The sequence below is a fragment of the Clostridium sp. Marseille-P7770 genome (assembly GCF_902143525.1).
GTDB lineage: Bacteria > Bacillota > Clostridia > Lachnospirales > Lachnospiraceae > Pilosibacter.
In genome coordinates this window covers 620,452-646,930 of the sequence record NZ_CABFVC010000002.1, presented here as the reverse complement: position 1 = coordinate 646,930, position 26,479 = coordinate 620,452, and the positions used below count along the sequence as shown (strand labels likewise).

The 26,479-nt window shown below is 50.2% G+C and carries 20 protein-coding genes; 5 read left to right on the top strand and 15 right to left on the bottom strand.

What is annotated here, in order from left to right; genetic code table 11:
• The first annotated feature begins 55 nt into the window (after nucleotides 1-55).
• The gene (locus FN001_RS06725) at nucleotides 56-577 is read left to right on the top strand and encodes a DUF4364 family protein (RefSeq protein WP_118296847.1); all 522 of its coding nucleotides are present in this window, start codon (nucleotides 56-58) and stop codon (nucleotides 575-577) included.
• Nucleotides 578-642: 65 nt separating this feature from the next.
• On the opposite strand, the gene yihA is transcribed toward FN001_RS06725, so the two are convergent.
• From yihA to FN001_RS06690, 7 genes are all read right to left on the bottom strand, one after another.
• Complete coding sequence (gene yihA, locus FN001_RS06720; RefSeq protein ID WP_118296849.1) at nucleotides 643-1,335, bottom strand: ribosome biogenesis GTP-binding protein YihA/YsxC; 693 nt, start codon at nucleotides 1,333-1,335, stop codon at nucleotides 643-645.
• Nucleotides 1,336-1,375: 40 nt separating this feature from the next.
• Entirely contained in the window at nucleotides 1,376-3,688 is a 2,313-nt protein-coding gene (lon, locus tag FN001_RS06715; RefSeq protein WP_142411237.1) for an endopeptidase La, read from the bottom strand.
• 261 nt (nucleotides 3,689-3,949) lie between these two features.
• Entirely contained in the window at nucleotides 3,950-5,251 is a 1,302-nt protein-coding gene (gene clpX, locus FN001_RS06710; protein ID WP_142411236.1) for an ATP-dependent Clp protease ATP-binding subunit ClpX, read from the bottom strand.
• Between the two features lie 75 nt (nucleotides 5,252-5,326).
• A complete protein-coding gene (clpP, locus tag FN001_RS06705) occupies nucleotides 5,327-5,908 on the bottom strand; it encodes an ATP-dependent Clp endopeptidase proteolytic subunit ClpP (protein WP_142411235.1) in 582 nt (193 codons plus the stop codon).
• A 270-nt stretch (nucleotides 5,909-6,178) separates the two neighbouring features.
• Nucleotides 6,179-7,468 (bottom strand): trigger factor, encoded by a 1,290-nt coding sequence (gene tig / locus FN001_RS06700; protein ID WP_118531752.1) that lies wholly within the window; start codon nucleotides 7,466-7,468, stop codon nucleotides 6,179-6,181.
• Nucleotides 7,469-7,910: 442 nt separating this feature from the next.
• Complete coding sequence (locus tag FN001_RS06695; protein WP_142411234.1) at nucleotides 7,911-8,459, bottom strand: DJ-1 family glyoxalase III; 549 nt, start codon at nucleotides 8,457-8,459, stop codon at nucleotides 7,911-7,913.
• Nucleotides 8,460-8,691: 232 nt separating this feature from the next.
• Entirely contained in the window at nucleotides 8,692-10,032 is a 1,341-nt protein-coding gene (locus FN001_RS06690) for a DUF975 family protein (RefSeq protein ID WP_142411233.1), read from the bottom strand.
• A 266-nt stretch (nucleotides 10,033-10,298) separates the two neighbouring features.
• On the opposite strand from FN001_RS06690, the gene FN001_RS06685 reads away from it, so the two are divergent.
• Nucleotides 10,299-10,751 carry a CYTH domain-containing protein gene (locus FN001_RS06685; protein ID WP_142411232.1) on the top strand — a complete coding sequence of 151 codons (453 nt, stop codon included), beginning with the start codon at nucleotides 10,299-10,301 and terminating at the stop codon, nucleotides 10,749-10,751.
• Nucleotides 10,752-10,835: 84 nt separating this feature from the next.
• On the opposite strand, the gene groL is transcribed toward FN001_RS06685, so the two are convergent.
• Both groL and FN001_RS06675 read right to left on the bottom strand, forming a co-directional pair.
• Nucleotides 10,836-12,461, bottom strand: coding sequence for a chaperonin GroEL (gene groL / locus FN001_RS06680; protein WP_118296864.1), 1,626 nt, complete (start codon nucleotides 12,459-12,461; stop codon nucleotides 10,836-10,838).
• Between the two features lie 30 nt (nucleotides 12,462-12,491).
• The gene (locus FN001_RS06675; RefSeq protein ID WP_015554836.1) at nucleotides 12,492-12,776 is read right to left on the bottom strand and encodes a co-chaperone GroES; all 285 of its coding nucleotides are present in this window, start codon (nucleotides 12,774-12,776) and stop codon (nucleotides 12,492-12,494) included.
• Between the two features lie 478 nt (nucleotides 12,777-13,254).
• Here FN001_RS06675 and FN001_RS06670 point away from each other — a divergent pair, with 478 nt between their 5' ends.
• Both FN001_RS06670 and FN001_RS06665 read left to right on the top strand, forming a co-directional pair.
• A complete protein-coding gene (locus tag FN001_RS06670) occupies nucleotides 13,255-13,662 on the top strand; it encodes a hypothetical protein (protein WP_142411231.1) in 408 nt (135 codons plus the stop codon).
• The gene (locus tag FN001_RS06665) at nucleotides 13,659-14,426 is read left to right on the top strand and encodes an IclR family transcriptional regulator (RefSeq protein ID WP_118296867.1); all 768 of its coding nucleotides are present in this window, start codon (nucleotides 13,659-13,661) and stop codon (nucleotides 14,424-14,426) included. Before FN001_RS06670 ends, FN001_RS06665 begins: the two co-directional genes overlap by 4 nt.
• 72 nt (nucleotides 14,427-14,498) lie before the next feature.
• Here FN001_RS06665 and pdxR read toward each other — a convergent pair whose 3' ends face one another.
• Both pdxR and FN001_RS06655 read right to left on the bottom strand, forming a co-directional pair.
• Nucleotides 14,499-15,941: a MocR-like pyridoxine biosynthesis transcription factor PdxR gene (pdxR, locus tag FN001_RS06660; RefSeq protein WP_142411230.1), complete on the bottom strand. Its 1,443-nt coding sequence runs from the start codon at nucleotides 15,939-15,941 to the stop codon at nucleotides 14,499-14,501.
• Between the two features lie 6 nt (nucleotides 15,942-15,947).
• The gene (locus FN001_RS06655) at nucleotides 15,948-17,636 is read right to left on the bottom strand and encodes a glutamine--tRNA ligase/YqeY domain fusion protein (RefSeq protein ID WP_118320882.1); all 1,689 of its coding nucleotides are present in this window, start codon (nucleotides 17,634-17,636) and stop codon (nucleotides 15,948-15,950) included.
• A gap of 360 nt (nucleotides 17,637-17,996) precedes the next feature.
• Here FN001_RS06655 and FN001_RS06650 point away from each other — a divergent pair, with 360 nt between their 5' ends.
• Entirely contained in the window at nucleotides 17,997-19,019 is a 1,023-nt protein-coding gene (locus FN001_RS06650) for a sugar kinase (RefSeq protein WP_142411229.1), read from the top strand.
• A gap of 215 nt (nucleotides 19,020-19,234) precedes the next feature.
• Here the strand turns inward: FN001_RS06650 and FN001_RS06645 are convergent, their stop codons facing one another.
• From FN001_RS06645 to FN001_RS06625, 4 genes are all read right to left on the bottom strand, one after another.
• Nucleotides 19,235-21,097 (bottom strand): cadherin-like beta sandwich domain-containing protein, encoded by a 1,863-nt coding sequence (locus FN001_RS06645; RefSeq protein WP_142411228.1) that lies wholly within the window; start codon nucleotides 21,095-21,097, stop codon nucleotides 19,235-19,237.
• Nucleotides 21,098-21,248: 151 nt separating this feature from the next.
• A complete protein-coding gene (locus tag FN001_RS06640) occupies nucleotides 21,249-23,477 on the bottom strand; it encodes an N-acetylglucosaminidase (RefSeq protein WP_142411227.1) in 2,229 nt (742 codons plus the stop codon).
• Between the two features lie 367 nt (nucleotides 23,478-23,844).
• Nucleotides 23,845-25,257 carry an oxaloacetate decarboxylase subunit alpha gene (locus FN001_RS06630; RefSeq protein WP_142411225.1) on the bottom strand — a complete coding sequence of 471 codons (1,413 nt, stop codon included), beginning with the start codon at nucleotides 25,255-25,257 and terminating at the stop codon, nucleotides 23,845-23,847.
• 67 nt (nucleotides 25,258-25,324) lie between these two features.
• Nucleotides 25,325-26,473 carry a sodium ion-translocating decarboxylase subunit beta gene (locus tag FN001_RS06625; protein ID WP_021906021.1) on the bottom strand — a complete coding sequence of 383 codons (1,149 nt, stop codon included), beginning with the start codon at nucleotides 26,471-26,473 and terminating at the stop codon, nucleotides 25,325-25,327.
• Nucleotides 26,474-26,479: the final 6 nt, after the last annotated feature.

Below are 26,479 nucleotides of genomic sequence, written 5' to 3'. Positions count from 1 at the left end.
AAATAGATATATTCGCAAAGATTTTTACAGACTCTAAAATAAAGGAGCAACCCCTATGTTATCTGATCCGATCACGCTCTACAAACTGATGATCTTATATATGCTGGACCATGTCAACTTTCCGCTGACAAACTCCCAGCTCACGGATTTTTTCCTGGATCATGAATATACAACGTATTTTACGCTCCAGCAGGCATTAAATGAACTGAAAGAGGCGGGGCTGATCCGGATGGAATCCACCCACAATTCCTCCCGCTATGAGATCACAAAAGAGGGGGACGACACGCTCTCCTTCTTCGGAAACAATATCTCCCCCGCGATCATCGAGGATATCGACAGCTACTTAAAAGAGAACAAATTCCGCCTCCGCAACGAGGTTGGCGTCATCTCCGACTTCTATAAATCAACAAACCAGGACTACATCGTTCACTGCGAAGTCCGGGAGGGAAAATCCATCCTCATCGGCTTCGATCTCTCCGTCCCCGACAAAGACCAGGCCGAGACGATGGCCAGCCACTGGAAGGAGCGGAGCCAGGAGATCTACTCCTATGTGATGAAAACGCTGATGAAGGGATGATATTCAAAAGCGGCATTGCCACAGATCATGTTCTGTGGCAATGCCGCTTTTTTGTTTACATTCTCTTATTCCTGTTCCTTCTTTGCGTTTTCCGCTTCCTTCGCAGCCTTTTTCGCAGCCCATTCCGCGGCTTTCTCCGCCTGGATCTCCTCCTCGGCGGTCAGAAGATCTTCTCCGGCAGCCATCTTGTCGATGAGCGTCCAGATATCCTCTCTTCCCTGCTTGGTCTCAGCGGAGAACGGGATCAGGATATCCTGTTTCTCCATTCCGAGACCGGTCCGGATGAGTTTTACCTGTTTCTGGATCTGGCTCCGCTTGATCTTGTCAAGCTTCGTCGCAATGATGACCGGGCGGAAGCCGTTGTAAACGATCCAGTCGTACATAGTCTTATCGTTGGCAGACGGCTCATGGCGGATGTCCACGAGAAGGAAGACGCATTTTAACATCTGGGACTTATGGAGATAATTCTCGATCATCTTGCCCCATTTTACCTTCTCAGACTGCGGAACTTTCGCGTAACCGTAGCCGGGGAGATCCACGTAATAGAGATCTCCGTTGATGTTATAAAAGTTGATCGTCTGGGTCTTTCCCGGCTGGGAGGACGTTCTCGCCAACGCTTTCCGGTTCATGAGTGCGTTGATCAGGGAAGATTTTCCCACGTTTGATTTTCCCGCGAACGCGAACTCCGGCAGCGTATTCTCCGGCAGTGTGCTCGTCACACCGCAGACGGTCTCAAGTTCCACATTTCTGATAACCATTCCTATTCTCCTTCTATCTGGCTGGTGCAGCTTTCCTGGATCACGCGAACGCTTCGCGCACCACGTCGTCCATGGTCTTCACGAACACGATCTCCATGCCCTTCGTGATCTCCTTCGAGATCTCCGCCATATCCGGCCGGTTCTTGTCCGGCACGAGCACCTTCTTCATATGTGCCATTCTCGCCGCTAGTGTCTTTTCCTTTAAGCCTCCGATCGGCAGTACACGCCCCCGCAGAGTGATCTCGCCGGTCATTGCAACGCTGGCGAGGACCTTTTTGCCGGTCACTGCGGAGAGCATCGCAGTCGCCATCGTGATGCCCGCGGACGGGCCATCCTTCGGCACCGCACCTTCCGGAATATGAAGATGCAGATCATGTTCCTTAAAATATTTGCTTTCCACACCGTACCGGTCAGCCACAGATCTCACATACGTCAGTGCGATCTGCGCGGATTCCTTCATGACATCGCCCATCTGGCCTGTCATCTGGAGTTTTCCGTCGCCCGGCATCACATTCACTTCGATCTGGAGAGTATCCCCGCCAACGCTGGTCCATGCGAGACCTCTCACGATCCCGACTTCATCCTCCTCGTTGGCATTCTCGAAAGTGATCTTTTCTTTTCCGAGATACTTCTGAAGATTTCCCTCTGTGATATGCACGGATTTCCGTTTTTTCTCAAGGAATTCTCTTGCCGCCTTCCGGCAGATCTCGCCGATCCGGCGCTCTAAGTTCCTGACTCCGGCTTCCCTCGTGTAGTTGTGGATGATCTTTTCCAGCGCTTTATCGCTGAAGGAGAGCATTTCCCCTGTGAGTCCGTTTCTCTCTAACTGCTTCGGAACGAGATATTTCTTCGCAATATGGAACTTCTCATTCTCCGTGTAACTGGACACTTCAATCACTTCCATACGGTCAAGGAGCGGTCTCGGGATCGTGGACACATCGTTGGCCGTCGCGATAAAGAGGACTCCGGAAAGGTCTAACGGGATTTCCAGATAGTGGTCGCGGAATTTCCCATTCTGCTCTCCGTCAAGGACCTCAAGGAGCGCAGACGAGACATCTCCCCTGTAGTCCGCGGAGACCTTATCGATCTCGTCCAGGAGCATCAGCGGGTTCGCCACGCCTGCCTGGCGCATCGCATCGGCGATCCGGCCCGGCATCGCGCCGACATACGTCTTTCTGTGGCCGCGGATCTCCGCCTCATCGTGAATGCCGCCGAGGCTGATCCTTACATACTTCTTTCCGAGCACGCGGGCCACGGATCTCGCAATGGAGGTCTTACCTGTTCCCGGCGGTCCTACAAGGCAGAGGATCGGGCTTGTGCCTTTCTTTGTGAGGGCGCGGACCGCAAGGAATTCCAGAACGCGGTCTTTTACCTGCTCCAGACCATAGTGATCTTCCTCCAGCACTTCCTTCGCATGGATGATGTCCTGATTGTCCCTGGACGTCTTCTTCCACGGCATCTCAAGGACCGTCTCGATATAGGTGCGCAGGACATTTGCCTCCTGGCTTCCGCCCGGCATGCCTTTGAAACGCTGGATCTCTTTTTTGATCTTCTCCTTTGTCTCCTTATCCGCATTCAGCTTTTCAAGCTGTTCCAGATACCCGTCAGCGTCCTCCGCCCCGGCATCATCTCCCAGCTCCTCGCGGATGACCTTCAGCTCTTCCCTCAGGATGTAGTCGCGCTGGTTCTTATCGATATGTTCCTTTACTTTTCCCTGATAATCACGCTTGATCATTAAGATCTCGATCTCACGCATCAAATAATACACGATCCGGTCGTAGAGGTGGCTTACATAGTCACATTCCAGAAGCTCCTGCTTTACAGCAAAATCCCACGGGAATTCGTTCGCCGTCTGGGTCAGGAGCGGCTCCAGGTCTGTGATCACGAGGAGACTTCCGATAAAGTCCTTCACCGCCTTCGGGTTCGCGTTTCCAAACTCCTCAAGTTTTTCCTTGACGATCCGGCTCATCGCTTCCTTCACGGTATCCGAGAGCTGCTCCTCCTGCATCGGAGCGTCCTCGATCTCCGCCTCCAGATACTGTCCGTCTTCGAACAGTGTGAGAAGAGCCGCTCTCTCTAATCCTTCCACCATCACGCGCAGGATCCCGTTCGGCATTTTCACGATCTGTTTGATCTGGGATACCGTTCCCATCTGATACAGATCTGCGGCCGTCGGCACCTCCTGCTGTGGATTCCGCTGCGTCACAAGGTAGACCTTCTGGTCTCCCATCATGGCTGTCTCCACCGCGCGGACAGATTTTTCCCGGCTGATATCAAAATGCTGCACCATTCCCGGGAGGATCGTAAGTCCCCGGAGTGCCACAGCCGGCATCGTAATTTTCTTATCTTCCATTCATTTCTCCTGAGCGGAAATCCGTTTCCGACATTCCGATCGTCGTGATTTCCGCCTTTTTCTATGAGACAGTTTCAGACAGGTCAGCGCATCCCATCGGATAATGCGGCTGCCCTGTCGATCGTATTTGTAAAAAACGTCTCCGGCAGTTTCCGGATACATTGCGTCAAAAAGGCTGCCGTGACATTTCTGTGCGCAGCAGCCCCTCTTATCTGCGGGATACGGGTCCTGCAGGTTCATTTTGTAAGGAGAGCCGTTCTCTTACGCGATCTCCCCGTTTCCATCTTTTCTGGATCTTCCGGACAACGCCTTTTTCGGCACCGTCACATCGCGGTATACGACTTCCGGCTTTTCCTTTCCGTCCACCGCATCCTTCGTAACGGTACAGATACCCACGTTGGAATCGGACGGAACCTCGTACATCGTATCCATCATGACAGATTCCATGATCGCACGGAGTCCTCTTGCTCCCGTCTTTCTCTCCACCGCCATATGGGCGATCTCGTGGACAGCCTCCGGAGTGAACTCCAGCTTCACGTCATCCAGCTCAAATAACTTCTGATACTGTTTTACGAGCGCGTTCTTCGGCTCCGTGAGGATCCGCACAAGGGCATCCTCATCCAGAAGATCTAAGGATACCATCACCGGGACTCTTCCGACAAACTCCGGGATCAGACCGAATTTCGTGAGATCCTGCGGCATCGCCTGCTTTAACAGCTTGCTGATATCCGTATTCTTCTTGTCGACGATCTTCGCACCGAAACCGATGGAACTTGTCTCCAGCCTGGACTCGATAATTCTCTCAAGGCCGTCAAAAGCTCCTCCGCAGATGAACAGGATATTTGTCGTATCGATCTGGATCAGCTCCTGCTGCGGATGCTTTCTTCCACCCTGCGGCGGAACGCTTGCGACAGTTCCCTCCAGGATCTTTAAGAGTGCCTGCTGAACACCTTCTCCGGAAACATCACGGGTGATGGAGACATTTTCGGATTTCTTTGTGATCTTATCGATCTCATCGATGTAAATGATCCCGTACTCCGCACGGCTCACATCGTTGTCTGCTGCCTGAATCAGTTTTAAGAGGATATTTTCCACGTCCTCGCCGACATAACCGGCCTCGGTCAGTGTCGTCGCGTCTGCGATCGCGAATGGAACACCCAGAAGCTTTGCAAGTGTCTGTGCCAGATAGGTCTTACCGGATCCGGTCGGACCGAGCATCAGGATATTGCTCTTCTGAAGATCAACATCACTTTCCTTCTTCGATGTGATTCTCTTATAATGATTGTAAACAGCCACGGAAAGAACTTTCTTCGCCTCATCCTGTCCGATCACATAGTCGTCCAGAAATTCTTTGATCTCCTTCGGTTTTAAGAGGTTGATTCCGGAGAAATCCGGTCTTTCCTCCTCCTCGTTTCCGAGTTCTTCCTCAAGGATCTCGCTGCAGAGTTCGATACACTCGTCACAGATATAGACGCCGTTGGTACCGGCGATCATTTTTCTGACCTGGTCCTGATTCTTTCCGCAGAAGGAACATCTGATCTTTTCCTCTGGTCTTACTGGCATGTTCGCACCTCAATTCTAAATTCTTTATGTCTCGCTGCGCTCCGGCACTGTTCTCCACCTTCGCGCCGTCCGGTCCTAATGGCCGGAGATCACGCGGTCGATCAGACCGTATGCGGCAGCTTCCTCAGCCGTCATATAATTGTCTCTCTCTGTGTCGCGGGCGATCACATCAAGCGGCTGACCTGTGTTTGCAGCCAGGATCTTGTTGAGCTTCTCTTTTGTCTTTAAGATCTGCTCTGCAACGATCTTGATCTCTGTCGCCTGCCCCTGGGCTCCGCCGGACGGCTGATGGATCATGACCTCAGCGTTCGGAAGTGCGAAACGTTTGCCCTTCGCACCGCTGGAGAGCAGGAATGCGCCCATGCTTGCAGCCATGCCGATGCAGGTGGTGCATACGTCGCATTTGATGTAGTTCATCGTATCATAGATCGCCATGCCGGCCGTTACGGAACCACCCGGGCTGTTGATGTAAAGGTTGATGTCCTTATTCGGATCCTCGGACTCCAGGAAAAGAAGCTGTGCAACAACAAGGCTTGCGCTCACATCGTTTACTTCCTCACCGAGGAAAATAATACGGTCTTTTAATAATCTGGAATAGATATCGTAGGAACGCTCTCCTCTGCTTGTAGATTCAAGCACATAAGGTACTAAGCTCATATTTTTTCCTCCATCTTTTCTTTTATATCTGTTACCAGAGTATTCCTTTTTATGCATTTTCCGGTGAAGCTGTCACCTGTGTCTGAGACCAGACCGGCAAAAAATCCACCTTTTTCCACATATTTTGGAACTATCCCTGTATAACCGATTAGGGATTGCCGCAGGAAAACTCTCCGCAGCAACCCCCTCTGTATGTGGTTTCTGATCCACTGCCGGACCGTTCCCCACCATGTTTTCTGTGCAGATTAGTCGTAAAGTATGTTGCTTTACTTAGTCAACGAACTTTGCCTCAGCTACAAGGAAGTCGATCGCTTTCTGTACAGCAAGGTCTTCTTTTAACTGTGCCATCTGCTCTTCACCGAACATACCCTTGATCTGTTCTTTATCCATCTTGAAGTCTGCAGCCATCTTGTCGAACTGCTCCTCAACTGCAGCATCGTCAGCCTGGATGTTCTCAGCCTTTACAACTGCCTCGAGAACAAGTCTTGTCTGGATTCTCTTGATCGCCTGCGGCTTCATCTGCTCGCCGATCTTCTCAGCTGTCATGCCTGTGATCTCAACATACTGCTTGAAAGAGATACCCTGGCTCTCAAGTCTGCGCGCATAGTCGTTGACCATACCGTTAACCTGCTCCTCAACCATCTGATCCGGGATCTCCATTGTTGCGTTCTCGATTACCTTAGCAACGACCTTATCCTCGTCTGCTGTCTTAGCTGCTTCAATCTTCTCAGCCTGTAATTTCTCTGTAAGGTCTTTCTTGTACTCTTCCATTGTATCGAAATCAGATACTTCGCTTGCGAACTCATCGTTTGCTTCCGGAAGCTCTTTTCTCTGGATCTCTTTTACTTTTACTTTGAATACAGCCGGTTTGTTCTTTAACTCTTCTACATGGTACTCAGCCGGGAATGTTACGTTTACTTCGCACTCTTCGCCGGTCTTCTTGCCGATGAGCTGCTCCTCAAAGTTGTCGATGAATGTATGGGAACCGATCGTAAGCGGATAGTCCTCAGCCTTGCCGCCCTCGAATCTCTTTCCGTCTACGGAACCATCGAAGTCGATCGTTACCTGATCGCCATCCTCAACGCCTCTGTCCTCAACTGTGATCAGGCGGGAGTTTTTCTCTCTTGCGCGCTTGATCTCTGTCTCGATATCTTCCTCTGTAACGTCAGATTTTGTCTTCTGAACCTCTACGCCCTTGTACTGACCAAGAGTAACTTCCGGCTTAACAGCAACCTTTGCTGTGTAGATGAAGGACTTTCCTTCCTCGATCTGCTCAATGGAAACAGCCGGACGGGAAACGATCTCAAGTCCGCTCTCCTTTGCAGCATCCGGATAGCTTGCGTCGATCACTTCATCAACGGCATCCTCGTAGAATACGCCAACACCATACATCTTCTTGATCATGTTGAACGGAGCTTTTCCTTTTCTGAAGCCCGGGATATTGAATTTACCCTTATTCTTATTATAGGAATGCTGTACAGCCTCCTCAAACTTTTCTGCCGGCACTTCGATTGTAAGTTTTGCCGTATTCTTCTCTAAATTCTCAACCTGTACGCTCATTTTATGAGTTCCTCCTTAAATATATCGATAGCGGGGATCGGATGGTCCCGCCCGTATGATCTCGTAACTGCCGCTTTTTGGGCGTTACACGTTTTCCGGCATTATGATGGCCGCTCAGCGAAAAATCCGCCCGCAGGCATCACTTCTCCGTCACGCGCACATAGCGCCGCATGAAATTATAACATAAGACGCATAAAAAGACCAGACCTAAATTACAAAAAATCCAGAAAATACGGGATATTCTTGCTGCAAATACCTGCATTCTCTCCCCACGCCTGCCAGTCCATACCATTCCCGGCACACCACGCTCACATAACGCGCCTGCCCCACAGCGGTGAGTATCCGGGCAGGCGCACCTTGATCCGGGGATCTGGTTCCTCTTAGCTCGCGGGTGACTGCGTTGGAACACAGATGCCGCACTGTCTGAGCGCAGCGAGTCTATTTATCTCTCATACTGGATCGCTTTCCTGATCCTCTCCGCCTCATCCTCACTCACCAGAACCCGGATCAGCTCCAGCCCAAGGTCGATCGCCCATCCCATTCCGCGTCCGGTACTGATCAGCCGGTCCGTCACCACGCCGTCGCCGCGGCAGTCCGCACCCTTCATCTGATTCTCAAACCCCGGATAGCAGGTCGCACGATGGCCTTCGACAAGACCGAGCTCCCCTAAAACACTCGGAGCCGCACAGATCGCCGCAAGCCGCTTTCCTGCTGCAGCATGGGCCTTCAGCATCTCTGCCAGACCTCTGTGCGCCTTCAGGTTATTCGTTCCGACAAGTCCGCCCGGGAGGAACAGCACATCTGCGTCATCCCCGATCTCCTCGAACAGACAGTCCGCCTCAATCTTAAAACCGTGGGATCCCGTCACCATCTTTCTTCCCATGATGGAGACCAGTTTCACATCCACTTTCGCTCTTCTCAGGCAGTCACACACCGCGAGGCACTCCACCTCTTCCATTCCGTCTGCCACAAACGCATATACTCTTGCCATTTTTATTTACGCACCTTTCTGATCGCAGCGCGGGGGAAATCCCTGCTTTATAACGCAGTAGAAATCCCCCGCAAATCTCATTTTTTCGTAACTGTTCAGTACCCTCACAGTTACGAGCAAAAATCCATTCCAGATCGGCTTCGCCGATGGGATTTTTGCCTCCAGACCTGTGCTTTATTACGGTCAGCGCAGCAAGTGCGCAGACCTACTGAATAGTTACATTTTTTCAACATCACTGTCCGTCTTTCTCATCATCCGTATACGGATAAAATTTCCCGTTCAGATAATATCCGCGTCCAGGTCCGCCCTCCGACCGTTTTACTTCTGTTCCGCGATCCTCTGCATCCGCCTGCTGCTGTGCGGAAGAATCCACGGTCTGCTCTGGTCCATGATACTGATACGGCTCCTGCGGCATATCATTCCAGCTGTCCGAGGCGCTGTTCTGTCCCTGTCCGTACGAATAACCGGTTCCGCCATTCTGTCCATAGCCGCCGTTCATATTTCCGGTTCCATACGCACCGTATCCGCCGCCCGGGTTTTCATTCCCACCGACATCTCTCACACTGTCCGGTTCCACATACTGTCCGCCATAGCGCGCGTTATTCTGTACAAACGGTTCCCCTCCGAATCCATTCAGGCGTCCCGAATATGGTCCGCGAAGCACTGCGTAAAGCTCCGCAAAGGTTGCATCCACATACGGCTGGACGAAGAAGGTTCCGATACCGCAGAGCAGGGTTCCTAAAAGCTGCCATCCAAGGAAGGAAAGGCCGAGTACAAAGGCGTTCCATTTCTGTCCATCCATCATCTCTTTCGAGAGTCTTAAAACTTCCATCGTCTTCATATCCGGGTTTTCAGCAAGAATATATGGAACCATCAGATAGCAGTACTGGAAATAAACAGAAACAAAAGCTCCTATCGTAGCGCATATCATTACTGCCCAAAATACACTACCGGTCCATTCAACACCATTAAACAAGATCACAAGAAATCCCAACAGACTGGCCAGGATCACAACACTCTCTGTGATCAGTCCCCGAAGGAACTGGGTTCCCACGATCTTTAAATATCCATTGGAAAATCCCCAGAAGATCTTTCCGACACCCGCCGACTGCCCCGTCACACGGCTTTCCAGATAGAACCGGTTCCGTCCGACTTCAAACAATGGCTGTACAAAAATTCCGATCACGACAGAGACGATCACAATAACGACCACCGCTCCCGCGAAAAGACGGTAAAACAGGTTGCTCGCAACCATGGATCCGGCATTTCCGGCTCCCGGTCCGTAAGCGTCGCCAAGTCCAGGGACAAGCTCGATCCCGCTGGCAAGACCACTCTGGGTACTTCCACTGAGGCTGCCGTCGCCTCCTAATTCACCGATCAAAAGACCGCTCTGGTCATCCCGGCTGCTTCCCGTCGCATTCTGCTCCAGGTAGCTTGTAACTCTCTGCGTGTTTGCATTCGATCCGCCGAATCCGCTGAGGATCGCAAAGATCAGGCTCACCGCAAATGCCGCCCAGTAATATCTGCTCAGACACATTTTTGCACGGTTCTTTAACTCTGCCCTTGTCCACATACGCACTTCCTCCTTTTTTCATGAACGGTGTTGACCGATATGCAAAAACAGGACATTCTCCCGGATTCCGCATACTGGAACCGCTGAACTTTCATCTACATTTGTTTACTGATATTGTAACATGTTTTTTTACAAAAGACCTTACTTTTTCCTTGCGATATGATATGATTTATTACAGTTTGTTTCAATCACTGGCGGTAATTTCATAAGAACTGGCGATCAAATCTTCTGACGCAACCGCCGGCATCCCAGAAAGGATATTTATCATGGAAATCGAACGCAAATTTCTCGTCACGACACCTCCTGAAAACTATGGGGCCTTCCCTCTTCATGAGATCGAACAGGCATACCTCTGCACCGAACCTGTGGTGAGGATCCGGAAGGAAGATGACAACTACTACCTCACCTACAAATCCAAAGGACTTCTCGCGAGGGAAGAATATAATCTTCCGCTCACAAAAGAGGCCTACGCCCACCTGCTCACAAAAGCGGACGGGAACGTCCTCACGAAAAAACGCTACCTGCTCCCTGTCCCGGGACGCGAGGATCTCACCGTGGAATTCGATGTCTTTGAAGGAAAATTCGCCGGGCTCATGCTCGCGGAGATTGAGTTTTCCTCCGAGGAGGACGCAAAAGCCTTTCCTCCGCTCCCCTGGTTTGACCGGGATGTGACCTGGTCCGGAGAATACCAGAACAGCAAGCTTTCAAAAATGCCGTAACTTGTAAAAAAAGACCACCGACGGCCCAAAGAACCGCCGATGGTCTTATTTATTTTCATTCAGATTGCACGGATCCGGAAGAAATTACATCATTCCGCCCATTCCGCCTGCGCCTGCCGGCATTGCCGGAGTCTCTTCTTTGATGTTTGCAACAACAGACTCTGTTGTAAGGAGTGTGGAAGCAACACTTGTTGCGTTCTGTAATGCACTTCTTGTAACCTTAGCCGGATCAAGGATACCAGCTTTGATCATATCAACAAACTCTTCGTTGTAAGCATCGAAGCCCTGGCCAACCGGAAGCTCTTTTACTTTATTTACGATCACAGCACCCTCAAGACCTGCGTTGGATACGATGTGGAATAACGGAGCTTCGAGAGCCTTTAAGATGATCTTTCCGCCGGTCTTCTCATCGCCTTCCATGCCGTTTACAAGAGCTGCAACCTTCTCTGCTGCATGAACATAAGCAGATCCGCCGCCTGCGATGATACCTTCTTCAACAGCTGCCTTTGTAGCTGCAAGAGCATCTTCCATACGAAGCTTTGCTTCTTTCATCTCTGTCTCAGTAGCAGCACCTACACGGATAACAGCTACGCCGCCAGCGAGTTTTGCAAGTCTCTCCTGAAGTTTCTCTCTGTCAAAGTCGGATTTTGTCTCTTCGATCTGACCTTTGATCTGGGCAACTCTGTCAGCGATGGCTTTCTTGTCGCCGAGACCGTCAACGATGATCGTGTTCTCTTTCTGGACCTTAACGGATTTTGCACGTCCAAGCTGCTCCATTGTAGCATCCTTGAGGTCAAGGCCGAGTTCATCGGAGATCACGGTACCGCCTGTTAAGATCGCGATATCCTTTAACATCTCTTTTCTTCTGTCGCCGTAGCCCGGTGCCTTAACGCCAACTACGCTGAATGTACCTCTTAACTTGTTGACGATAAGAGTTGTAAGAGCCTCGCCCTCGATATCCTCAGCGATGATGAGAAGCTTTGCACCTGTCTTAACGATCTGCTCGAGTAATGGAAGAATATCGTTGATGTTTGCGATCTTCTTATCTGTGATCAAGATATACGGGTCATCAAGAGTTGCCTCCATCTTCTCCATATCTGTGCACATATATGCGGAAATGTATCCACGGTCGAACTGCATACCTTCTACAAGGTCAAGCTCTGTCTTCATGGTCTTGGACTCTTCGATGGTGATAACGCCGTCGTTTGTAACTTTCTCCATTGCGTCTGCAACCATCTCGCCGACCTCATCGCTCGCTGCGGAGATTGCAGCTACTCTTGCGATCTGGTCCTTGCTGCTGATCGGCTCACTCATCTCTGCGATCGCCTTAACAGCTTCGTCGGTAGCTTTCTTCATACCTTTTCTTAATACGATCGGGTTTGCACCTGCTGCCAGGTTCTTCATACCTTCGTTTACCATAGCCTGTGCAAGAACGGTAGCGGTTGTTGTACCATCACCGGCAACATCGTTTGTCTTTGTTGCAACTTCTTTTAACAGCTGTGCGCCCATGTTCTCAAACGGGTCTTCCAGTTCGATCTCTTTTGCGATCGTAACACCATCGTTTGTGATGAGCGGAGCACCGAAGGATTTGTCGAGAACAACGTTTCTTCCTTTCGGTCCGATCGTTACGCGAACGGTATCAGCAAGTTTATTTACACCAGCTTCAAGAGCTTTTCTGGCCTCAACGCCATATTTAATTTCCTTAGCCATGTTAAGATTCCTCCAATCAATAATAAGTGATTATTCGATCACTGCAAGAATATCATTCTGTTTTACGATGATGTAATCTTCTTCCTCAACTTTTACTTCTGTTCCGGAGTATTTGGAGTAGATGACCTTATCGCCCGGTTTTACCTGCATCTTGATCTCTTTTCCGTCAACAACTCCGCCAGGGCCAACAGCGATCACTTCTGCCTGCTGCGGTTTTTCCTTTGCCTGACCCGGAAGAACGATACCGGATTTTGTGGTCTCTTCTGCAACTAACTGTTTTAAAACAACTCTGTCAAATAATGGTACTAATTTCATTACTGACTCCTCCTTGTCATTTTACAAGCTCTTGTGACCGCTCTGTAATTTTCAGTCACAATTCTTTTTTTCTTTTATCTTATTCAGTCTGACTAAGGTCTTTTCCCTGACCCCTCGTCACAAATCATGTTATAGCACATGTTGTTAGCACTGTCAAGTCATGAGTGCTAATTATTTTATGAAAAATTTGTGACCTATAAATTTTCTGCATTTTCCTCCGTCAATCGTTCAATATATATCAATTTACGCGGAGAATCTTCATACAGACAAGCCTTCCGGGAATCTTCCTGTTACAGTAGGCGGGCATGGAATGCCCGTATACTGTAAAAACTTTTCATTGGTTTTATACATTTTTTTAACTTTTTTCATAATTATCTCTTTCTTTTTCCCATGAATTCGATTATGATTATAAATAGCAGACTGGCGGCTGCAGGCAGGATCTTCGATCCTCTGGATGCAGCGGAAAGGAGAATGAACCATGTCAAAAAAGAAATCAGGCCTTCTTATCGCATTTGGCGCGATGCTCGGCGGCGCAGTTGCGGCCGGTATCTCCTACTATCTGAAATTAAAATCCTTCAATGATGAGCTCGATCAGGATTTTCACGAATACGAGGAAGAAGATTCCCCTTCTGATGAAAATGAAGAGAAAGTGGAAAATGCTCCGGAAAGAACTTATATTACGATCAACTCCGGAAAAGACGCAGAGACCGCCGATGATCCTGCAGCAGAAAAAAAAGAAGATCCCGATACAGCAGAATGTTCAGCAGCAGAGGGAACCTGCGAAACAGCAGCAGACAGCAGCTCTGCGGCAGAGGGATCTGCAGCAAATGAAAAAACATCCTCCGTTGTAGTTGAGGACGATACGGAGGAAGGAAAAACTGAATGATACAAAGTCTTCTCCGCTCCATGGAGCTATTAGAAGTTTTGAAAGAAAAAAACCGCAATTTCTCGATCGCGGAACTGGCGGAAGCGATGGAGCTTCCCCCAAGTACGGTACACCGGATCCTTCAGACATTCTGTGAGAAAAAGTATGTGATCCGCGATGACAGATCCCACACCTACCGGCTCGGTCCGGCACTTATTCCTTTAGGAAAGGCTGCCGCCAGAGGGATCCGTCTTCAGGATGCTGCCCACAGTATCCTGACGCAGCTCGCAAAGCAGACAAAGGAGGACGCTTATCTCGTGATCCCGGTCGGCAATAAGGGCCTTGTGATCGAGAAAGTCGATGGTCCGAGCCACTTAAAGGTCGTCGAGGAATTCGGCTACGAGATGTATATGCACTGCGGAGCGATCCGAAAGGTCCTCCTTGCATGGCAGACTCCGACCTTCATCGACGAATATTTCCGAACCATCATCATCCACGACCAGGCGTTCCCGCATGTCCGCCCGGATGATCTGCGCGAAGAGTTAAAAAAGATCCGCCAGGACGGCTACGCCATTACCCGCGGAGAATATGTCAACGATGCTGTCGGGATCGGTGCCCCGGTCTTCAACTCTGAGGGCGAGCTTGCAGGTTCCATCGGCATTATTGCCCCGGAGATCCGGATCGGCTCTCCGGAACTTCTTGAGACCCAGAGAGATCTTGTCCAGTTTTATGCATCTGCCCTCTCCTCCGACCTCGGATACGAGAAGCACGATGTATTTCAATAGTCACTTTTGAATCTTCGGGATATACATTTTCAAATGTATATCCCTTTTTGTATCTTTTCCTCTATCCTTTTTTCACTCCAGCGCTTCGCGCAAAAGTTCCACGCCCTTCCGGATCTCCTCTTCTGCAAGTCCTGCATACCCAAGAACGATCGTGTGGGATTCCTTTGCCCGCCTTTCTTCCATACAAAATCCGGACAGACCGTAGACGCGGACCTTTTTTTCTTCTGCCTTCGCTAAAAGCGCCTGTTCCGCTTCACCCTTTCTGTCGGTCAGAAGAACATGAAGTCCCGCGTATTCCCCCTTGATCTCGAACCGTTTTTCCAATGGTTTTAATGCACCAAGGAGTACATCATGCTTTCCCTTGTAGATCTCGCGCATCCTGTTCAGATGGCGCTCGAAATATCCCCCGGAAATAAAATTCGCCAGGATCCTCTGATCGACTCTGGATACCGTCGAGGAATAAAATCTTCCCTTTTTGCGGTATACGGAAAGCAGACTCTCCGGAAGCACCATGTATCCCACACGGATCGCAGGGGCGATAGCCTTCGAAAAGGTTCCCATATACACGACCGAACCCGTCTGATCCATCCCCTGGAGCGCCGGGATCGGTTTTCCCTTATACCGGAATTCACTGTCATAGTCATCCTCGATCAGATACCTTCCGGGCAGCTCCCCCGCCCAGGATAAAAGCTCCTGCCTCCGCTTTACCGGCATCACGATCCCTGTCGGGAACTGGTGGGACGGCATCACATACGCGGCCTGTGCAGTCTGATCCTCAAGCTCCTTTACACAGAATCCATTCTTATCGATCCCCACCGGCAGGACTTTATGCCCCACGCCGGATAATACCCGGTACGCTTGTCGGTAAGTGGGATCTTCCATTGCGATCACTGCATCTTTTCCGAGCAGCTGGGAGAGCAGCATCAGAAGATATTCGTTTCCCGCTCCGATGATGATCTGGGATGCATCGCAGTTCACGCCGCGCGCCGCATGGAGATATTCCCGGATCGCCTCCCTGAGGATCAGGTCTCCCTGCGGATCCCCCTTCAAAAAAAGATCCCGGTCCTCCTCCTTCAGGACAGCACGGCTGATCTTTCTCCAGGTCGCATAGGGAAAGCCCTCCAGGTCGATCCCGCGCGGGGAAAAATCCACTTCCATTTTTTCCGAAAAGAGCTGCTCCCCGGCATTTTCCTGTTCCATGCCGGAGGACAGCTCTTTTTTCTGATCCGTTCTGGCAGCGGCAGACCGCGCCACCGGAGGAAAAATTCCGTCCAGTGACGCCGCAAAATAGCCCTTTCGCGGAACTGCCTCAAGATAACCTTCCGACACCAGCTGCTCATACGCAAGCTGCGTCGTACTCCTGCTGACCTTAAGGCTCTTCGCAAGATCCCTGGATGAAGGGAGCTGCTTTTCCGGTCTTATATTGCCTTTTCGGATCTCATCTTTGATATATTGATAGATCTGTTCATACAGAGGCCTGTCCCCCTGTACATTTAACGGTACGATCAATTCCATAAATCTTTATTTCGGAAGCTTGAAGGAGCTCTTTAAGGAAACGATACGGTTGTATACCGGCTTTCCTTCCTCGCTGTCCTTGCAGTCTACACAGTAATAACCGTTTCTCATAAACTGGAAGCTGTCGTAAGCCTTTGCCTCCATGAGCTTCGGCTCTACATATGCGGTCGTGACGGTCTTGGAGTTCGGATTTAAGTTCAGGGTTCCGTCTGCGTTCAGCTTTCCTTTTTCCTCATCCACGATATTCTCATAGAGACGGCACTCGACTTTTCCGGCTGTCGGAACAGATACCCAGTGGATCGTTCCTTTTACCTTTCTTCCGGTAAATCCGGAACCGCTCTTTGTCTCCGGATCGTATGTGCAGTGGATCACTGTCACATTTCCGTTTTCATCCTTCTCAACACCGGTGCATGTCACGAAGTAAGCTCCCATGAGACGCACTTCATTGCCCGGGAAGAGGCGGAAATACTTCTTCGGCGGATTCTCCATGAAGTCCTCGCGCTCGATGTAGAGTTCTCTTGAGAACGGAACCTCACGCTCGCCCATCTCCGGATTTTCAAGGTTGTTCGGGATACTTAACATCTCGGTCTGTCCTTCCGGATAGTTGTCGATCACGAGTTTGACCGGATCAAGAACAGCCATCATTCTCGGGCGTTTTAACTTCAGGTCCTCACGGATGCAGTACTCCAGCATTGCATAGTCGACGGAGCTGTTTGCCTTGGAAACACCGACGAGATCCACGAACATTCTTAAAGATTCCGGTGTATATCCTCTTCTTCTGAGAGCAGCAATCGTAACAAGACGCGGGTCATCCCAGCCGTCCACGATCCCGTCCTCAACGAGTTTTTTAATGTAACGTTTTCCGGTTACAACGTTTGTCAGGTACATCTTTGCGAACTCGATCTGACGAGGCGGATTCTCAAATTCACATTCTCTTACGACCCAGTCGTAGAGAGGTCTGTGATCCTCAAATTCCAGAGTACAGATGGAGTGTGTGATGTGCTCGACTGCGTCCTCGATCGGATGAGCGAAGTCGTACATCGGGTAGATGCACCACTTGTCTCCCGTGTTGTGGTGTGTCATATGGGCAACACGATAGAGGACCGGATCACGCATGTTGATGTTCGGGGATGCCATATCGATCTTCGCACGGAGAACCTTCTCACCGTCCTTGTACATACCGTTCTTCATGTTTTCGAATAACTGGAGGTTCTCCTCGATCGAACGGTCACGGTACGGGCTGTTTTTACCCGGTGTTGTGAAGTCACCGCGGTACTCCTTGATCTGGTCAGCAGAAAGATCGCAGACAAACGCTTTTCCCTTTTTGATCAGCTTTACTGCACACTCATACATTGTGTCGAAGTAGTTGGAAGCAAAGAACAATCTGTCCTCAAAGTCAGCGCCAAGCCACTTTACATCCTCTGTGATCGATTGTACAAACTCCGTTTTTTCCTTCGTCGGGTTTGTATCATCGAAACGAAGATTAAACTTTCCGCCATACTCTTTTGCGAGACCGGAGTTTAAGATGATCGATTTTGCATGTCCGATATGAAGGTAGCCGTTCGGCTCCGGTGGGAACCGGGTCTGGACATGGTCATATACTCCTTCCGCAAGATCTTTATCAATTTCCTGCTCGATAAAGTTTTTGGAAACTACTTCTTTTGTTTCCTCAGCCGGTGTCATATTCTCAGCCATATCAATTTCCTCCATTTCGTTTTTTCAATAACATGCCCGTACATCCTTCTATTTTCAATTTCCGCCGTATTTCCTTTTCCGGCAGGATCAGATATCGAACTGTTATAGATATAATACTAAATATTAGCACACTTTATCAAAGAATTAAAGGGGAAATTTTACAGGATTTACATCCTTGACTATGTTATCTTTCCTTTTTACCGGCAGGAATCTTCTGAACCGAAATTTCTGCCAATGAAAAAGGGTGAAAATTATTGACTGAAAATGTAGAAAATCCTTTGACGAATCTGTATTCAGGGATTATACTGTCCATATAGCCTGCTAAATTTTTCACAATATATAAAATCCGGAGGAAATGATATGGACAAGAATTCTTTCGATCTGATAACATTTGGTGAGATCATGCTGCGCCTTTCCCCGCCGCGTCATGCCCGCATCGTCGATGGCGATATCTTCGAAAAGCGTGCCGGCGGAGCGGAACTCAATGTTGCTTCCGGCGTTGCCCTTTTAGGACTTCGTACCGGTATCGTTTCCAAACTTCCGCAGAATGAGCTCGGAACCTTCATTAAAAACAGGATCCGTTTTGTCGGCGTATCCGATGACTATCTCGTCTATGACGACACACCGGACGCAAGACTAGGACTCTACTATTACGAGATGGGCGCTGCCCCGAGAAAGCCTACGATCGTCTATGACCGCCATCAGGCTTCCGTCACGAGGATCAAAATGAGCGAGATCCCGGATGACATCTACCACTGCGCGAGAATGTTCCACACGAGCGGAATTTCGTTAGCGCTCTGTCAGAACATGCAGAATGTTGCTGTGGAGCTGATCCGCCGATTCAAGGCCGCTGGAGCAACGATCTCCTTCGATGTCAACTACCGCGCGAACCTCTGGAGTGAGGAAGATGCCAGAAAGACGATCGAGGAGATCCTTCCGCTCGTCGATGTGCTCTTTGTCTCCGAGGAGACAAGCCGCCGGATGTTCAAAAAGACCGGTGACCTGAAGGAGATCATGAAGAGCTATGCCACTGATTATGGCGTAAAGATCGTTGCCACCACCCAGCGCACGGTCATCAGCCCGAGAAAACACAACTTCACTTCGATCGTCTACGACGCACGCTCTGATAAATTTTACACAGAGGCGCCTTACAACGACATCGATGTCATCGACCGGATCGGTTCCGGTGACGCCTATGTGGCCGGTGTCCTCTTTGGACTCTTAAAATACGGCGACCCTGAAAAGGCCATGCAGTTCGGAAATGCCACATCGAGCGTCAAAAACACGGTACCCGGCGATCTTCCGTCCTCCGATTTCAAAGAGATCGACCGGATCATCCGCGAACATCATTCCACAGGTCCGGTAAGTGAGATGAACCGGTAAGAAACAGCTGATTTTATCACATAAAACTTTTTGCACAAAAAGGTCTGAGTCTTTAATGCTGCTCAGACCTTTTTTATTCTATCATTCTCCATGTACGCAACGTTTAAGCCGATCAGACAAGTGAAAACACGCTTCGCGAGTTTCCCCTTGTTATCGCGACAGTCGCCAAGGTCTCGCGCAAGCGCGGACTTTGGCTCGTTGTTTTTTACATTTCTTTACAGATCCAGATCGATGAACTCGAAGTCATCATCATTCTCTGTCTTCTTATCAGGAGCTGATTTCGCGGCTTCCGCTTCCTTCGCAAGATTTCTCGACAGATCCTTTTCCACATCTGCGACATTCTTTCTGACAGGTCTTGCCGGTCTCTCCGGTGCTGCTGTTCCGGTTTCTGCGGAAGGTCTTTCCGGTCTTACCGTTTCACGGGTTTGTACCGCCGGACGGCGTGTCTGTGCAGCCGGCTGTCTTCTGCGCGGCGCTTCTTCCTCTTCCTCATACGGAAGTGTTTCTGTGCGTGCAGCCGGTCTCGCGGCCGGTCTTCTCTCCGGTGCTTTCGCTGTCATTCCGGACTTTTTCGCTGTCTGCTTCCCGGACTTTCTGTTTTTCCGTCCGTCTTCGTAGTCATCATATTCGTCATCGTATCTGTTGCGGCCCGGGTTCTTCGGTGCCTTCGGCTTTCTGAGCAGAAGAACGACCACAATGATCACTAAAATAATGCAGAGTGCAAAGAGTCCGATCACAAAGAATCCGCGGATCTCGTAGTCCTTTAACAGACTGTTGTAATCCTCCGCAACCTTTAAGTACTTGCTGCGCGCATCTGCTGCATCCGGATCCTGGAAATAACGCTGGAGCGTCATCTCTTTCTGATCATAGCGGTAGAAGCCTTCATCGCCATTCTCATTCCGTCCGTAAACCACACAGTATTCCGGAGCAGAATCTCCGCTGTCCTTCCAGATCCAGCCATGAACCGTGTGATCTCCGATATCGATGGTGCACTCGGCAAATCCGTCCGGAAGAGCTGTTCCCTCAGGGATGCACTCAGGAGGAAGAACGACAACCGTCTTCTCCGCCATCTTGACGACCACATATGCGGATAATGTTCCGGTCTCACTGTTGTATACAAAGAAATCTCCCTTGCCGGTATCATCGGTCATGTAAAGCAGGGTCATTCCAGAATCATCTGTCGCTGCCTTTACGGTTCTTCCCTCATACTCGATCTCCGTCGCAGTAAAGCCGGACGGGAGTTCCGAATCATCAAAGGTATCCGCAACCGTCCAGTTGCCTTCCTCGCCGACAACACCGCCGCTTGTCTCAGTGGAATCCGCAGTTGTCTCCTCATCGGAAGATGCCGCCTCGTCAGACTTTGTCACAACGATCGTGTACGTCTTTGTTGTCTCCCCGTCTTCCGCCGTAACGGTACAGGTGATCGTGTTCTCCCCGTCCTGGAGATCATCATTTCCGCTGATGGCAACCTTTGCAGCTCCATCTTTTGCAGGTGCACTGACCGTTATGGAAGTCACATCGCTGGAAACCGCAGCCGTGTACTCCGTAACATCAGCGGAGAACTCCGGTTTCAGCGTACCAGGTGAGATTTCAAGGGATGACAGGGACGCATCTTTGGAGGAAGACGCCGCCGCATTGATCTTCACGGAAGCACTTCCGACATGGTCAAGTGTTACAGCCTTGGAATCTGCATCATAAACCTCCTGGGATGTCACCGTGATGGAGGAAGTTCCCGCCTTTAAGGCATTAAATTTCAGTGTAAAACTGAATACCTTCTGGTCTGCGGCTTCCGCAGAACCGGTCACGCGGACCGAACCGGCGCCGCCGTTTGCATTTGTTCCGCTGACAAATTCAAGGGCATCCGCATCATACTGGAGCATCACGTCCGAGGAACCGAGAGCTCCGTCCGAAGTGATCTTCATCGTGACAGATACCTGATCTCCCACCGAAGCGGTCGGGTCGGAAAATGAGAGTTTCCCGGAGGCCGCAAAAGAGACCATGGATCCTGCCGGCAGCAGCATGACCATCAGCGCGAACGCCAGCAGTCCTGCCGCCAGTTTTTTCATACATTGTTTCATATTCTTCTCCTATTCCAGCTCATTCAGACAAATACCGGATCTCCTGCCTGCAAAGGCAATGGGTAAATCACGGTCCCTGTCAGAATAAGCTCCTATATCATCTTGATCCAGGCATAGTCTTTCCAGAAACAGACCTGTAATACCTTTTGTTCTATCTTGACGCTGTCACAAGTTTTCCGCTGCCGGAGGCGCCTTCCGGGTACGAACCTGCACTTCCCGGATTCGTACTTCCGGAGGTACCGGTCGTGCCCGAAGATGTCGTCACGAGCTTTCCGGAGCCGGAAGCACCTTCCGGATAGGAACTCTGTGTCCCGGAAGTGCTGCTTCCCGGACCGGAAGTTCCGGAACTACTGCCGGAAGTGCTTCCGGAGCTTGATGTACCTGTCGAACCGCCAGGTCCCACCGTTGATCCGGACTGACTTCCCGCCGAGCTGCCCGTTGACGGGGAGACAACAGTTGTACTGCCGTTTCCGTTTCCTTTTGCAATGGAAACCTGGTATGTTCTCGTATCACCGTTTTCTGCCTTCACTACGATCTTAACGATTGTCGTTCCGCTGCCGAGACTGATCGTACCGGCTCCGCTGACAGTTGCCTTGGAGTCGATCGCCGTCGCGCGGATATTGACGGAGGAAACGGAAGAATCAACAACAAGGTCATATTTCTCCGTATCCTTGCTGAAAGTCGGTGTCAGGGAATATCCGTCGATCATGATTCCGGACAGCTTATTGTTCGGGCTTCCGTTCACGGTCGGTTTCGCGCACGCTGTTTCCGGCATGTTATTGAACACCGGGATCTTAAAGACAAGTGCCTGTTTCTTCATCGCATCCGTATATGCTCTTGCGAGCTTCGCGCCCTCTCCGGCCGCGCCCTCCACGTTGGTCATATACTGGTGCTTGTACAGATTGCTGCCCTGCACATTAAACTTTTTTAAATAGAAGGTATCCTGTCCGTTTTTCAGGAAATTCTCGCTGTAGTAGGTCGCTCCGCCAATGATGGACTTCTCAATGGAATTCCATGGTCTGCCGTAACTTCCCGACTGGGATGCATACCAGAGTCCTCTTGTAATTGCAGACATGGATCCCGACGCAAAAGCGCCGACATTAAAGAAGTTATAATATCCTTCATAGCCTGCGGTCTTTCCTGAAATACTTCCCGACTTTCCGGTTCCCTGCTCCTGAAGGATCATCGCTCCGAGAACGTAAGGATTGACACCGGTCTGCGCAGCCGCCTTCATGATGATATCCACATAAGTCTGCCCGGTCGGTACCGGAGATGTGTTTGACGCACCGGTATTGTCATCGGTGATCGAGGATGCATCCATTCCCGGGCCGTACTCGACCTCCGGGAGTGCCGTCGTGATCACTTTCCTCTGGCTGATCGTGGAGCTCACTGTGGAACCAGGGCCCTCAAGACTCACGCCCTGACTGCCGGTACTGCCGGAGCTGCTTCCCGAAGAAGTTCCTCCGGATGTGCCCGTGCTCATTCCCGGTCCATAGCTCTCTCCCTGCTGGAGCGAGCCGGAAGTCCCTGTGCTTCCGCTGTTATTGACGACCGGAGAGCTTCCGGAACCGGTGGTCTCCTGCACGCTCTGGGTCGCCGCGGTTGTCGACTCCGGTGTCTTTTCCAGGAATGTTCCGGTGATCAGGCTTGTAAGTCCCTCTCTCGTCTGCGCATTGCTGTCGTAAGCATGATGCAGGAACTGGAACACGTAAGTATCATTCAAAAAGTTTCTCGGATCCATATAGTAGGCGACAATATCTTTTGATGCCGCCACCCAGGACGATCCGTCAAAGCCTGTCCAGGTTCCGGTATTCCAGTCATAGGCACCGTACTCTGTGGATTTCCAGGAAGAAATGCTGGATTTTGATACCAGATTCGTTCCGACAGCTCCCTCCGCCGCCATCACGTCGCTCCAGTTCAGCCCCGTCTTCTGAGCCTGAAAGACCCAGGTCGGATGCTCCGTGTGAAGTGTCCGCAGAGACACCTTATAGCTTTCCGGGAATCCCTGGCTGTTCAGATAATTCTCAAACGTGGAGTCATAGCTGTAGGACACCGGGAATTTAATATAATCTGACCGGACGTAGCCTTCCTGCGTCCCGGATCCGGAAGAAAACTGGATCTTATACCAGGTTTTTCCATCCGATCCGGCTGTCTCGGAGACCACCGTGACGGCCGCCCCGTAGGCCAGCTTTTTTACGACGGATCCCGTTGTCCCCGGTGTGCTTCTCACATTCAGGGTAGTCGCATTTACCGTCGCCGAACCTGTCGCCGCATACGCCAGAGACAGTCCGGATATCATCGTTCCGGTCCGAGCCGCGCAGTCCCCCAAAAGGACCGCTCCCAGCATCAGCGCCAGAATTCTTTTTTGTTTTTTTGTCATGTTTTTCTTCTCTCCCACTGCCGGTTTCGTGATTTTTTGCATAAAACCGACATCATACCCATTATAATGACAAAGGCACTTTTCTGTCAACCGCGCAGGGAAAACTTCACACAAATTCCAAATATTGCCGCATTTTCTTAAGGGTTTTGTAAAAGTTTGGTTAAATAGAATGTGCCTCGGCACATTCGTGCGCCTCGCGCGGTCGCATGCGACAATCTTCATCTTCGCGCGAGTGTGCATCTTGGGCACGCAGTGCCTTTTTTTAACAGGAAGTTCCATCGGAATTTCCTGTTAAAAAAATCCGGCACCTCCTCTCGGAAATGCCGGATTTTTTTTTCGTCAATTGATATTCAGATTTACTGCAAAATTATACCGGATAAGCTTTATTCGCTTTGTCAGCAGTCTTCTGGTCAACCTTCGTCTGCTGTGCTTCGCGGTACTCGAAGAAGTCTTTCGCTACAGCCGGGAACAGAGCGTAGGATAATACATCCTCATCCTGCTGCTTCCACTGTGCGCATTCCTTCTCGAATTTCGGCAGCTGCGGCTCGATCAGATCTGCTGGACGACAGGTGATCGGAGTTGCATCGCCGATGATCTTCTTCTGGACTTCTTTGTTGAACGGTTTCACCGTCTTACCAAATTCGCCCATCATTATCTTCTTAGATTCCTTCGGAACCATTTTGTATCTCTCGCCGGACAGAACGTTCATAACAGCCTGTGTACCAACGATCTGGGAGGACGGAGTTACAAGCGGCGGTTCGCCGAAGTCTTTTCTTACTCTCGGGATTTCCTCAAGCACTGCGCGGTACTTGTCTTCCTGTCCTGCTTCCTTTAACTGGGAAACAAGGTTGGAAAGCATTCCGCCCGGTACCTGGTACTGGAGAGTCTTGATGTTGACACCGAGAACCTTCGGATTCAGGAGTCCGCTCTTTAAAGCTTCCTCACGGATCGGAGTGAAGTAATCGGTGATCTCTGCAAGCAGATTCTGGTCATAACCAGTATCATACTTGGTTCCGCGGAATGTCTCGACCATAACTTCTGTTGCCGGCTGGGATGTACCGAGAGCCAGCGGAGACATTGCGCAGTCAATGATATCGCAGCCTGCTTCCACAGCCTTTAAGTATGTCATGGAAGCAACACCGGAGGTATAGTGCGTGTGCAGGTCGATCGGCAGTTTAGTGCCCTGCTTTAATGCCGTAACGAGCTCGGAAGCCGCATACGGAGTTAAAAGACCAGCCATATCCTTGATGCAGAGGGAGTCAGCGCCCATGCTCTCGATCTCGGAAGCGATATTCTTCCAGTAATCAAGTGTATACGCATCGCCTAATGTGTAGCAAAGGGCGATCTGGGCATGTCCGCCTTCCTTCTTTGTCGCCTTAACGGCAGTCTCAAGGTTTCTGATATCATTCAGGCAGTCGAAAATACGGATAATATCAATTCCGTTTGCGATGGATTTCTGTACGAAGTACTCAACCACATCGTCCGCGTAATGATTGTATCCAAGGATGTTCTGACCACGAAACAGCATCTGGAGCTTTGTGTTCTTAAAACCGGCTCTCAGCTTTCTGAGTCTCTCCCACGGATCTTCTTTCAGGAAACGCAGGCAGGCATCAAAAGTAGCGCCGCCCCAGCATTCTACTGCGTGGTAGCCAACTTTATCCATTTTGTAAACGATCGGAAGCATCTGCTCAGTCGTCATTCTTGTTGCAAGGAGAGACTGATGCGCATCACGAAGAACGGTCTCAACGATTTTAACCGGCTTTTTCTGAACTTCTGCCATTTTATTATCCTCCTACCGGGAGATCTGCCTGAGCAGACCTCCCCTATATCAAAAGTTTCGGTTTCAATTAAACTCCGAAGATAGCCATGAAGGTACCGGCAGCAACCGCTGTACCGATAACACCTGCTACGTTCGGACCCATTGCATGCATCAGAAGGAAGTTTGTCGGATCTGCCTCAGAACCAACCTTCTGGGATACACGGGCTGCCATCGGAACTGCGGATACACCTGCGGAACCGATCAGCGGGTTAACCTTACCACCTGTTACCTTGCACATGATCTTACCGAAGATAACACCGGCAGCTGTACCGAATGCGAATGCGATCAGACCAAGGATAACGATCTTGATGGTTGTAACTTTTAAGAATCTCTCAGCACTTGTTGTAGCACCTACAGAAAGACCGAGTACGATAACAACGATGTACATAAGAGCGTTGGAAGCTGTCTCCTGTAACTGTTTAACAACGCCGGACTCACGGAAGAGGTTACCAACCATAAGCATACCAACGAGCGGTGCAGTTGTCGGAAGGATCATACAAACAACGATCGTAACGATAACCGGGAAGAGGATCTTCTCAAGTTTGGATACCGGACGAAGCTGTTCCATCTTGATCTTTCTCTCTTCTTCTGTTGTTAAGAGTTTCATGATCGGCGGCTGGATGATCGGAACGAGCGCCATGTAGGAGTAAGCTGCTACAGCGATCGGTCCCATGAACTCTGTCTGTCCAAGCTTACCGGCAAGGAAGATGGAAGTCGGGCCGTCTGCACCACCGATGATGGAGATCGCAGCTGCTGCCTTGTCGTTGAAGCCCATGAAAATAGCCATAAAGTAAGCGGCGTAGATACCGAACTGAGCGGCAGCGCCTAAAAGGAAGCTCTTCGGGTTAGCGATCAGCGGACCGAAGTCTGTCATAGCGCCGACACCCATGAAGATCAGGGACGGGAGAATACTCCACTCGTCCAGTAAATAGAAGTAGTGAAGAAGTCCTCCAACACCGTTGGAAGAATCTTCAATGCTCAGCATAATATCTGGATAGATATTTACGAGCAGCATACCAAAGGAAATCGGCACAAGAAGAAGCGGCTCGAACCCTTTACCGATTGCAAGGTAAAGGAAGATACACGCAACTAAGATCATGATCAGGTTTCCTACGCTTAAGTTCAGGAATGCTGTCTGCTGAAGAAGATTCAAAAGTGTATTTTGAATGTATTCCATGTTAAT

What these genes read in the sequence shown, in the direction of transcription:
- FN001_RS06725 (WP_118296847.1), top strand. Translation starts at nt 56, where the DNA reads ATGTTATCTGATCCGATCACGCTCTACAAACTGATGATCTTATATATG.
- yihA (WP_118296849.1), bottom strand. Translation starts at nt 1,335, where the DNA reads ATGGTTATCAGAAATGTGGAACTTGAGACCGTCTGCGGTGTGACGAGC.
- lon (WP_142411237.1), bottom strand. Translation starts at nt 3,688, where the DNA reads ATGGAAGATAAGAAAATTACGATGCCGGCTGTGGCACTCCGGGGACTT.
- clpX (WP_142411236.1), bottom strand. Translation starts at nt 5,251, where the DNA reads ATGCCAGTAAGACCAGAGGAAAAGATCAGATGTTCCTTCTGCGGAAAG.
- clpP (WP_142411235.1), bottom strand. Translation starts at nt 5,908, where the DNA reads ATGAGCTTAGTACCTTATGTGCTTGAATCTACAAGCAGAGGAGAGCGT.
- tig (WP_118531752.1), bottom strand. Translation starts at nt 7,468, where the DNA reads ATGAGCGTACAGGTTGAGAATTTAGAGAAGAATACGGCAAAACTTACA.
- FN001_RS06695 (WP_142411234.1), bottom strand. Translation starts at nt 8,459, where the DNA reads ATGGCAAGAGTATATGCGTTTGTGGCAGACGGAATGGAAGAGGTGGAG.
- FN001_RS06690 (WP_142411233.1), bottom strand. Translation starts at nt 10,032, where the DNA reads ATGTGGACAAGGGCAGAGTTAAAGAACCGTGCAAAAATGTGTCTGAGC.
- FN001_RS06685 (WP_142411232.1), top strand. Translation starts at nt 10,299, where the DNA reads ATGGAAATCGAACGCAAATTTCTCGTCACGACACCTCCTGAAAACTAT.
- groL (WP_118296864.1), bottom strand. Translation starts at nt 12,461, where the DNA reads ATGGCTAAGGAAATTAAATATGGCGTTGAGGCCAGAAAAGCTCTTGAA.
- FN001_RS06675 (WP_015554836.1), bottom strand. Translation starts at nt 12,776, where the DNA reads ATGAAATTAGTACCATTATTTGACAGAGTTGTTTTAAAACAGTTAGTT.
- FN001_RS06670 (WP_142411231.1), top strand. Translation starts at nt 13,255, where the DNA reads ATGTCAAAAAAGAAATCAGGCCTTCTTATCGCATTTGGCGCGATGCTC.
- FN001_RS06665 (WP_118296867.1), top strand. Translation starts at nt 13,659, where the DNA reads ATGATACAAAGTCTTCTCCGCTCCATGGAGCTATTAGAAGTTTTGAAA.
- pdxR (WP_142411230.1), bottom strand. Translation starts at nt 15,941, where the DNA reads ATGGAATTGATCGTACCGTTAAATGTACAGGGGGACAGGCCTCTGTAT.
- FN001_RS06655 (WP_118320882.1), bottom strand. Translation starts at nt 17,636, where the DNA reads ATGGCTGAGAATATGACACCGGCTGAGGAAACAAAAGAAGTAGTTTCC.
- FN001_RS06650 (WP_142411229.1), top strand. Translation starts at nt 17,997, where the DNA reads ATGGACAAGAATTCTTTCGATCTGATAACATTTGGTGAGATCATGCTG.
- FN001_RS06645 (WP_142411228.1), bottom strand. Translation starts at nt 21,097, where the DNA reads ATGAAACAATGTATGAAAAAACTGGCGGCAGGACTGCTGGCGTTCGCG.
- FN001_RS06640 (WP_142411227.1), bottom strand. Translation starts at nt 23,477, where the DNA reads ATGACAAAAAAACAAAAAAGAATTCTGGCGCTGATGCTGGGAGCGGTC.
- FN001_RS06630 (WP_142411225.1), bottom strand. Translation starts at nt 25,257, where the DNA reads ATGGCAGAAGTTCAGAAAAAGCCGGTTAAAATCGTTGAGACCGTTCTT.
- FN001_RS06625 (WP_021906021.1), bottom strand. Translation starts at nt 26,473, where the DNA reads ATGGAATACATTCAAAATACACTTTTGAATCTTCTTCAGCAGACAGCA.